Annotated in this window: 10 protein-coding genes; 8 read left to right on the plus strand and 2 right to left on the minus strand. The window is 38.8% G+C overall.

The annotated features are described in order from the left end of the window. Both VJ937_RS08880 and plsY read left to right on the plus strand, forming a co-directional pair. Window positions 1-806 (plus strand): thioredoxin-like domain-containing protein (locus tag VJ937_RS08880; RefSeq protein ID WP_324066541.1); only part of this gene is annotated, 806 nt, incomplete at its 5' end. Window positions 807-811: 5 nt separating this feature from the next. Then, window positions 812-1,432 (plus strand): glycerol-3-phosphate 1-O-acyltransferase PlsY, encoded by a 621-nt coding sequence (gene plsY, locus VJ937_RS08885; protein WP_324066542.1) that lies wholly within the window; start codon window positions 812-814, stop codon window positions 1,430-1,432. Here the strand turns inward: plsY and VJ937_RS08890 are convergent. Continuing rightward, window positions 1,410-2,258 (minus strand): diadenylate cyclase, encoded by an 849-nt coding sequence (locus tag VJ937_RS08890; protein ID WP_324066543.1) that lies wholly within the window; start codon window positions 2,256-2,258, stop codon window positions 1,410-1,412. The genes plsY and VJ937_RS08890 overlap by 23 nt on opposite strands. After that, window positions 2,251-3,096, minus strand: a complete 846-nt coding sequence (gene folP / locus VJ937_RS08895) for a dihydropteroate synthase (protein ID WP_324066544.1) — start codon at window positions 3,094-3,096, stop codon at window positions 2,251-2,253. Before folP ends, VJ937_RS08890 begins: the two co-directional genes overlap by 8 nt. 299 nt (window positions 3,097-3,395) lie before the next feature. Here folP and tmk point away from each other — a divergent pair, with 299 nt between their 5' ends. From tmk to VJ937_RS08925, 6 genes are all read left to right on the plus strand, one after another. Beyond that, window positions 3,396-4,091, plus strand: a complete 696-nt coding sequence (gene tmk, locus VJ937_RS08900) for a dTMP kinase (protein WP_324066545.1) — start codon at window positions 3,396-3,398, stop codon at window positions 4,089-4,091. A 52-nt stretch (window positions 4,092-4,143) separates the two neighbouring features. After that, window positions 4,144-5,376, plus strand: a complete 1,233-nt coding sequence (locus tag VJ937_RS08905; protein ID WP_324066546.1) for a BT_3928 family protein — start codon at window positions 4,144-4,146, stop codon at window positions 5,374-5,376. Further along, window positions 5,373-6,461 (plus strand): ABC transporter permease, encoded by a 1,089-nt coding sequence (locus VJ937_RS08910; protein ID WP_324066547.1) that lies wholly within the window; start codon window positions 5,373-5,375, stop codon window positions 6,459-6,461. Before VJ937_RS08905 ends, VJ937_RS08910 begins: the two co-directional genes overlap by 4 nt. A 6-nt stretch (window positions 6,462-6,467) precedes the next feature. Further along, a complete protein-coding gene (gene tpiA / locus VJ937_RS08915) occupies window positions 6,468-7,220 on the plus strand; it encodes a triose-phosphate isomerase (RefSeq protein WP_324066548.1) in 753 nt (250 codons plus the stop codon). Between the two features lie 13 nt (window positions 7,221-7,233). Further along, window positions 7,234-8,061: a 50S ribosomal protein L11 methyltransferase gene (gene prmA / locus VJ937_RS08920; RefSeq protein ID WP_324066549.1), complete on the plus strand. Its 828-nt coding sequence runs from the start codon at window positions 7,234-7,236 to the stop codon at window positions 8,059-8,061. A gap of 11 nt (window positions 8,062-8,072) precedes the next feature. Beyond that, on the plus strand, window positions 8,073-9,877 hold a 1,805-nt coding region (locus tag VJ937_RS08925), incomplete at its 3' end, for a hypothetical protein (RefSeq protein ID WP_324066550.1).

Raw genomic sequence — 9,877 nt, forward strand, 5'->3', positions numbered from 1 at the left:
GTCAGCCAAAAGACAGTCTGTTTCAATATAATTACTACAAGAACCACTTTTTTGATTATATTGATTTTAGCGACAATCAGTTACTTTATTCACCGGTCTACCATCGCAAGTTAAAATACTATTTTGACCGGGTAGTCATCAGAAGACCAGACTCGGCTATAGCAGCGGCCGACCGATTGCTTAAAAAACTTGAAGATAAACCGGAATACTTTCAATACACACTGGCTTATGTTTTTAACAAATATGCACAAACAAAGTATATGGGTTTTGATCAGGTTATGGTTCATTTGGCTGAGAATTACTACCTAAACGGCCGGGCACACTGGGTATCAGATGAATATTTGGATAAATTGCGAGAGCGGGTGCAAAAGTTAAAACCAAACCTCATTGGTAACAAAGCCCCTAAACTTGATAAAGCACAGTCTATTGAAGGATATTTTTATCCTTTGCATGATGTGGAGGCTAAATACACTGTTGTAGCTTTCTGGGAACCCAATTGCGGTCATTGCAAAAAAGTGATACCCAACCTTCATGAAACTGTTTTCAGTGAAATGCATAATATTGGTGTCCAGGTTTATGCTTTTTATACCCAGGTTGACAAAAAAGAATGGAGCAATTTCCTCGAAGAAAAAGGACTTACAGATTGGATTAATGTTTGGGATCCGAATAATTTCACCGATTTTAGAAATAAGTACGATGTTTACAGTACTCCATCATTATTTTTATTAAACCAGGACAAAGAAATAATAGCCAAAAGGGTTGATGTAGAAACCATCAAGTCCATAATTTTGGAAAAAGAAAAATAGGAACCATGGTTATAACCATTGCTACAATTCTACTGGCATACATTTTAGGCTCAGTACCTACCGCAGTATGGATCGGGAAAGCAAGATACAATAAAGATGTACGTGAGCATGGATCGGGAAATGCCGGGGCTACAAATACATTCCGGGTATTAGGTTGGAAACCCGGTGTGGTTGTTTTTTTAACAGATACGGTAAAAGGCTTTCTGGCTGTATATTTTACACAAATATCGGGAATCGCATCCCATGAATATGCTGCGCTGTTTTATATTGCAGCCGGTTTATTGGCAGTTTTGGGACATATTTACCCCATTCTTGCCGGTTTTAACGGAGGCAAAGGTGTAGCTACGATGCTTGGCGTTGTTTTGGCACTGCATGCGCCGGGAGCACTCATTGCACTTGGCGTATTTGCCATTGTTTTTTTTACTACCCAATATGTATCACTGGGTTCGTTGGCATCTGCTGTTACCTACCCCCTGGTTATTTTTGTTTTTTTTCCTGAAACAGACCTTTACCTAAAGTCGTTTGCTGTTATACTTGCAGCTATTCTTTTCCTTAGCCACAGAGGCAATATTGTACGGTTAGTGCGTGGCCAGGAGAGTAAAGCTAAAATTTACGGAAAACGTTAAAAAGCGGGTTACCCGTTTGAGATGCTTCCTCTTTCTTTTGCTCATTAATACCGTACCAATTTTCCAGTTTCGAACGTAATACCTGGCTATTGATATTGTATTGATGAGAAGCTGGTTCAAATATGGAAATACTGCCTGTTTCCTCTGAAACAGTTAAAACAAGTGAATGGTAGTTTTCTGTCATTCCTTTGGCGGCTCTGTGTCTTAGTCCCATATGGGCTGGCAAGTCGGTTGTTTTCGACAAAGGTAATACGCACCGGGCAGCCACAATTTTTCTATTAAAAATCACAATGGCACCATCGTGCAACGGGCTGTTTTTAAAGAAAATGCTCTCTATTAACCTGCCTGATACTTTACTGTTAATCACGTCACCAGATTCGATGACCGGTCCTGGCTCTGCACGGGTAGTTAGTACTATTAATGCTCCCGTGCGTGTTGCCGACATGTTGACACAGCTTTTCACAATCTCATCAACTTCTTTGTCAGATAAAGATTTACGGTTTTTGTAAAATATTTGTTCGACTGAGAAGCTGCGACTAAAAAAGTCGCGGGTTCCAATCATTAATAAAAAGCGCCGCAGCTCTTGCTGAAAAACTATAATAAGGGCAATTAAACCAACACCCATAAACTGGCCTAAAATGGTACTGAGCAAATCCATTTCAAGTGCTTCTACAAGTTGCCAAAAAAGATAAACAGAAAAAATAACCACAAATATATTAATGGCAACAGAACCTTTTATAACCAGAAATATTTGGTACATAAGAAATGCAACCAGTAGTATATCCAGTATATCAAGAAATCTGAGTGATATAAAACCTTCAATCATATTGTTCTTGTGTTTTTTTAACTACAGCAACCATTTGAAAAGCCGGACTTACATCGTGTACCCGAATAATAGAGGCACCATTTTGTAAGGCTAAGGTATGTAAAGCTATTGTTCCATGTAAACTATCTCCAGGCCTGATATTTAGTAGTTTATAAATCATGGACTTTCGTGACATTCCCACTAAAATGGGTTTGTCCAATACCAAGAGCTCACGCAATCTTTGTAATAGCAAATAATTATCGTCTATTGTTTTGGCAAACCCAAAGCCCGGATCAATTATTAAATCGCTTATTCCTGCGGATGAAGCACGTTCAGCCATCTGAGCAAAGTATAATGTCAATTCCCTTATAATATCATCGTAATGGGTTTGCTGCTGCATATTCTGGGGTGTTCCCCTCATGTGCATCCCAATATAGGGTAAGCCATGCTGGCCAGCCACTTCGAGTATTTCAGGATCAAGATGCCCACCCGATATATCATTTATTATGGCCACATTATAATTCTCAATGGCCCAGTTTGCAACATCTGCCCTGAATGTATCTACCGATACAGGATATTGAGGATATTTTGATGCCAGGATGTCCAGTGCCGGCATCAATCTCTCTTTTTCAGTTTTTGGAGATATATCAACAGCGCCAGGGCGCGATGAGTATCCACCCACATCAATCCAATCTGCACCTTCACTAATAACCCGTGCAACCCTTTGCTCAATGCTGGCAGGTGTTACACGACTCCCCTCATAAAACGAATCTGGTGTAACATTTAACACAGCCATAATGTAAGGCCGGTCCATATTGACCAATTGCTTATGTATTTTTATTGAGTGCGCTTGTTTCATTTTAAATATAGACCGGAAATATGTATAGATTGTTTACAATAGTTTAAAATCCAGTACGAAGGTACAATTTTATACCTAAAAACCGATGTTCAATGTTTTTTTTAAAAACTTCCGGAACTTAATAGTCTCTATTTCTAATCAGGTTCACAAATGTTGAATAACGTGTTTATAAAAAACAAACTTTTCACTTTTTACTGTAGTACAGGCTTAGTATATTTGAAAGTTTAATTCGCAAGAGATGTGTAATGCAAACCAGCCATGCGAATTTTCAAATGCTTTATTGATCAAAACGAATTACAATGAATAAATTTATAGTGCTGGAAGGACTTGATGGTTCAGGGAAATCGACTCAGGTAGACTTACTTAAAGGTTTTTTTGACGAACAGGGAATTAATTACAAATTCCTGCATTTTCCACAAACCGAAACACCCTATTTTGGGGAGATGATTGCCCGCTTTTTACGTGGCGAATTTGGTCCGATCGATGCTGTAGACCCCTATTTGGTGGCCATGTTGTATGCTGGTGATCGCTATTCAGCATCAAACGACATTAAAGAATGGCTTTCCATTGGAACTGTTGTGGTTGTAGACCGATACGTACTCTCCAATATTGCATTTCAGTGTGCAAAACTTACCAGTGAAGCAGAAAAAGAGAAACTGCGGAATTGGATTTTTCAGTTCGAATACAACTATTATCAGATACCAAAACCAGGTTTATCAATCTTTCTGGATGTGCCGATGAACTTTGTAAAGCATAATCTTAAAAATGAACGAAAAGGCAACGACAGGGAATATTTGCAGGGAAAACAAGACATTCATGAAGCAAAATCAAGTTTTCAGGAAGTTGTTAGGAAAGAATACCTGGAAGCGATTAAACTCGATTCAACCTTTGAGAGATTGGACTGTTCGGAAAATGGAGAGATGAAATCTGCGGATGTAATTTTTAATGAAATACATGCGCTTCTTACAAAATACGACATTATATCTCACAAGTAGTTTTGCTCAGGATAAGTTGACCTTAAACAAGTTTAAAATTAAATTTAATATCATGAAGTTCATACAAAATATTTCCAGATTATTAATTGGCTTACTGTTTATATTCAGCGGTTTTGTAAAAGCTATAGACCCGTTAGGATCTACATATAAATTTACCGATTATTTTGTAGCTTTTAATATAGAGTGGCTCTCTCCTGCTGCCCTTTTCTTAGCTGTTGTACTATCTTCTATTGAATTTGTTATAGGTTTTGCAATACTAAACAATGTATATACGCGAATCAGCAGCGTGCTCATGTTTATTTTTATGAGTTTTTTCACATTGCTGACCTTTTATTTGGCACTGGCTAATCCTGTTACAGATTGTGGTTGTTTTGGAGATGCCATAAAACTCACCAACTGGCAAACATTTTATAAAAACCTGGTATTTATGATTCCCGCCGGAATAGTATTCTGGAAGCGAAAACACTTTTCATCGCGTTTTAATCGACCTGCACAGTTAATAATTGCCATAGTGGGAATTCTAATATCATTATATATATCAAAGCAAAGCTACAATCATTTACCAGCAATTGATTTCAGACCATATAAAATTGGGACTGACATCAATCTGGCTATGAATGATAATTTGCAAGGTGCCCCCCAACCACAATTTGAAACAAAAATTGTATATGAAAAAAATGGCGAAAAAAAGACATTTACAACCGATAACCTGCCTGACAGCACATGGCAATGGGTAGAAACCATCAGCAATCAAACTGACAAAGGTTATGAACCGCCCATCCACAATTTTCTTTTGACTAACAATATGAAACAAGACGTAACGGAGATGGTGCTCAATGATGATGGTTTTACTTTAATGATAGTAGCTTATGACATAGAGAAACTACCGGAAGCGTCTTATGATATGCTGCATGAAATTTCAGATGTGGGTGGTGCCAATGGTTTTAATGTATTCATAGCTACAGCGTCAAATCCTGAAGATGTGGATCAGTTTAAACGCGAACAGTCTTTACTAACAAAAACTTATTATGCCGATCCCATCACATTAAAAACCATTGTACGAAGCAACCCGGGCATTGTATTGCTTAAATCAGGGATGATTCTGAATAAATGGCATTACAATGATTTTCCTCAAGCAAACAAAATGAGTGAATATCATTTGTATAAAGCATCGCTTCAAGAAAAGCACAGTAAAACAATGATGCTTATAGGTTTTTTTATTGGCATTTGGTTACTGTTGTCTACTATTTTTGAAATTGTTGGATTTAAATCGCGGTATTCGTGATCAAACAAACACTATTGCAAGTCGGCTATGCTGTATTGGTACTTTACGGTGTGGTTTCATTGGTTTTTCTATTGTTCATCATTTTACCGGGCGACCCTGCACAAATGATGGTTGGCCAGCGTAGCGATGAACAAACGCTAACCAATATCCGGAATGAATATGGCTTCAGCGAGCCTGTCGGTGTACAATATTTAATGTACCTGAACGATTTATCACCAATTGGTATAATTGTAAAAAATGCCAGTGGATTTGCCCCAACTGCAGACAGATTTGAGCACTACAAGACACTTTTACCACTTGGGAAACACACCAGGTTGGTATTAAAATTTCCCTACCTTAGAAATTCTTACCAAAGCAAGCAATCAGTAAATGAATTATTAATGAATGCACTGCCCCAAACACTCATACTTGCCCTGGTTAGTATTGCTATAGCCGCTTTTTTTGGTATAATAATGGGATTTGTGGCAGCCTATTTCAAAGGCACCGTGTTTGATAAGGGATTGGTATCACTTACGGCCCTTGGCATGAGTTTACCCTCTTTTTTCGCGGCTATACTTATGGGCTGGATTTTTGCCTACCTGCTCGAATCCTATACACACCTGAATTTAACAGGTAGTTTATATGAAATGAACGCAATTACGGGAGCACAACACCTTGCGTTATATAACCTGATTCTACCTGCTTTGACATTGGCAATAAGGCCATTAAGCGTTTTTATTCAACTAACAAGAAACAGCTTGTTGCATGAAACAACCTCAGACTATTTTGTAACAGCACTGGCTAAGGGCAATTCAAAAATCGGAGCCATGCGAAACCATGCCCTTAAAAATGCACTAAATCCTGTTATTACAGTAATTTCAGGTTGGTTTGCCTCAATGCTGGCCGGTGTTGTTTTTGTGGAATACATCTTTGGTTGGAAAGGTATCGGGCAGCTTTTAGTCAATGCACTTAATAATTATGATTTTCCTGTAGTTATGGGTTGCATTCTAACGATAGCTTTCCTATTTTTATTGATTAATATGTCAGTCGATGTAATTTATCGTTGGCTCGATCCCCGAATACGATATCAAACTTTAAAAAAATAAATAATTATGAGAAAAATGATTGTTGCCGGAAACTGGAAAATGAATACAACATTGCCAGAAGGCCAAAAACTAGCTGAAGAGCTAACAAGTTTACTCAGCAACTACACAGGTGAAAAAGACATTATCATTGCACCCCCATTTACCCATTTACATGCAATTGGTAATGTTATTGCCAACTCACCCATTCAACTTTCTGCACAGAACTGTGCAAGTGAAGAATCAGGTGCTTATACCGGAGAGGTGGCTCCTGACATGGTTGCAGCCACAGGCGCTCAATATGTAATTTTAGGCCACTCTGAGCGCAGGGAATATTTTGAAGAAAGCGATGAAATATTGCTTCGCAAAACACAACTTACCTTAAAAAATAAGCTTAAACCAATATTTTGTATAGGAGAGCAACTCACACAGCGCGAAAGCGAGCAGCATGAGGCCACTGTAAAAAAGCAGCTTGAAGAGACCGTATTTAAACTTTCAAAATCAGATTTTCAACAAGTTATTCTGGCCTATGAACCTATATGGGCTATTGGTACAGGCAAAGTAGCGACCCCAGAGCAGGCGCAGGAAATGCATGCCTTTATCAGACAGTTGATACGGGATAAATTTGATGAAAACACTGCAGAAAATATGAGTATCCTTTATGGCGGAAGTTGCAAACCAGCTAATGCATCGGAATTGTTTGGTCAGCAAGATGTAGACGGAGGCCTAATAGGTGGTGCATCATTAAAAGCCGATGATTTTTATGCCATTATAAACGCCTAAAAATTTCAAATAAGTGGAATACACTGAAATAAGTATAGACCAAAGTACCCTGAATAGTACGGTTCAGGATATCGTGATTGCAGAACTTGGAGAGATGGGATTTGAAAGCTTTATGGAAGAAAATCAGTTTTTGCGCGCCTATATACCTTCTGATGCTTACAATGAATCTGATTTGAAACAATTAAGTGCTCAATACGATGGCTTTAGCTATAGCGCTAAGGTCATCCCCCAACAAAACTGGAATGCGCAATGGGAATCGAACTTTTCTCCAATCAGTATCGACCGGTATTGTCTTATAAGAGCTCCTTTCCATGAAACCGGTAAAGGGTATGATTTTGAGATCGAAATTGAACCGAAAATGTCGTTTGGCACCGGCCACCACGCCACAACAAGGTTAATGATAATGCTCATGCAGCGAACAGACATGAAGAGCAAACAGGTATTAGACATGGGTTGTGGTACCGGGGTGCTTGGCATTATTGCCAAAATGACCGGTGCTGGTGCAGTTGACGGTATCGATATTGATCAATGGGCAGTAGAGAACACCATAGAAAATGCCGCCCGCAATAGTGTTAATTTCGACAATGTAATGCTTGGAGATGCTAAACAAATTAAACGAAATTACGATGTAATTTTGGCCAATATAAATCGTAATATTTTATTGGCCGATATGGAGCAATATGCAGAGCATCTCAATCCGGAAGGATACCTTTTCCTCAGCGGCTTTCTTGAAGCAGATAAAACAATTGTTGCACAAAAAGCCAAAATTTTTCAATTAACACTAACCGATCAATTATCGGAAGATCAATGGCAAGCAATGGTTTTTAAAGCCTCAAACTAAAAATAACGATCATGGCATTCAAAAAAGGGATCATAGGCATTGCGTGTTGGAGCTTATTAATATTGATAAGTTTCAATGCCTTTTCGCAGCAACAGGAGACCTTCAGAACCGATTCGGCTGGCTTTATAGAAGATATGCACGATTTTATGGAGCAGGTAAAAAGACTCGAAGACCGGGGAAAAGCTACTGTAAACCGCATTGAAACACTCTGGGAAACCGGCCGCGTGGATGATACGGTTAAAGCGCTGATGTATGAGGTTGCCAATACGCTTGAAGCCCGCCGCGGACGACCTTTCCCACATTTTGACGGATGGTTGAATACCACAGCCCATTACCTGGAAAATGATGAAGTGAATGAGAACTTCTTTGCCTATCAAAATGCCATTATCAATTTATGCAAGGCCAGAGACATCAGGTTAAGGCATATCAAACAGTTTATTGAAACCATCAGAGAATTGAAGGAGTTTAACCGACTGAGTAAAAACGGCTCTACCATTTGGAAAAGCAATGCCAAATCGCACACTTTTGAGTTTACCGCCGATACAATGCTCATTAAATTTCCGCTGAATACCCTTACCTGCAATGCTGTTCGGGACAGTATTCAAATTTTCAACACTTCGGGAGTGTACGACCCTATTGAGCGTATCTGGTATGGCCAAACCGGACAAACGTACTGGGAACGTGCAGGTTATAACCGCGACTCTGTTTTTGCTCTATATGAAAATTTCAGAATCGATTTGCGTCTGAGTAAATTTGAGGTCGATAGCGCAAAATTTTACAACTATTACTTTTACGAAAAGCCATTATCCGGAAAATTATCAGACAAAGTCACAGAAATCCCTGATGCCAGCAGAGCCGCATTTCCAGAATTCGAATCCTATGAATCAAATTTCCTGATCGAGGGAATTTTTAAAGATATCAATTATACAGGTGGTTTCATTATGCGTGGTGCACAGTTATATGGCTCAGGCAATGAAAATAAAGATGCCAGAGTAGATATATTTCGCGATGTGGAGTATATTGAAAATGGCGATACCCTGATTAAACGCATGCTTTTTATGAAAGCCCTGAGCGATTTTTTTGTTTTTACCGACAAATATATTCTCTCCCGAAATGCAAAGGTTGTAATGATTCTTAACCAGGATTCTCTTTACCATCCTGGACTGCAATTTACTTATTTAGAAAAAGATAAAGAGGTAACACTGCTACGCGACGACAACACCCCCAATATGTCGCGCAGCCCATATTACGACAGTTACCACATGTTTGAAATCGACGCTCCGGTGGTTAAATGGAAAGTGGGTAGCCAATCGGTGAACTTTACATCATTGCAAAACAGTGCCATAAACAATGCTGCTTTTCTCTCATATAACCTCTTTAACCGGGAATATTATGATGTATTCCAGGGCCATGATTTCACACACCCCTTTTTCAGAATCAGACGTTACCTCAATAATAAGGAATCGCGCAATTTTACAGCAAAAGAAATTGCCCGGATTATACAACAGCCTGAACATGAAGCCAGGAAATTTCTTTTGCACATGACCTACCTTGGATTTGCCGATTATGATAATACCAGCCATAGAGGTAAGATGAAACAGAAGTTTTATGACTATTTGCTCAATATTGCAGGTCGAAAAGATTATGACCTGATAAAAATTGAATCGACCACACAGGGCAATACTCAAAATGCCGTATTGAATTTGCGGAATTTCGATATTTTTGTGAATGGTGTCCCGCAAGTGCATATTTCTGATGCCAAGAGTGTTAACATTTTTCCCAAACAAGAAGAAATTGTTTTAAAGAAAAACCGAAG

It is taken from the genome of Salinivirga sp. (genome assembly GCF_035268865.1).
Taxonomy (GTDB): Bacteria; Bacteroidota; Bacteroidia; order Bacteroidales; family Salinivirgaceae; genus Salinivirga.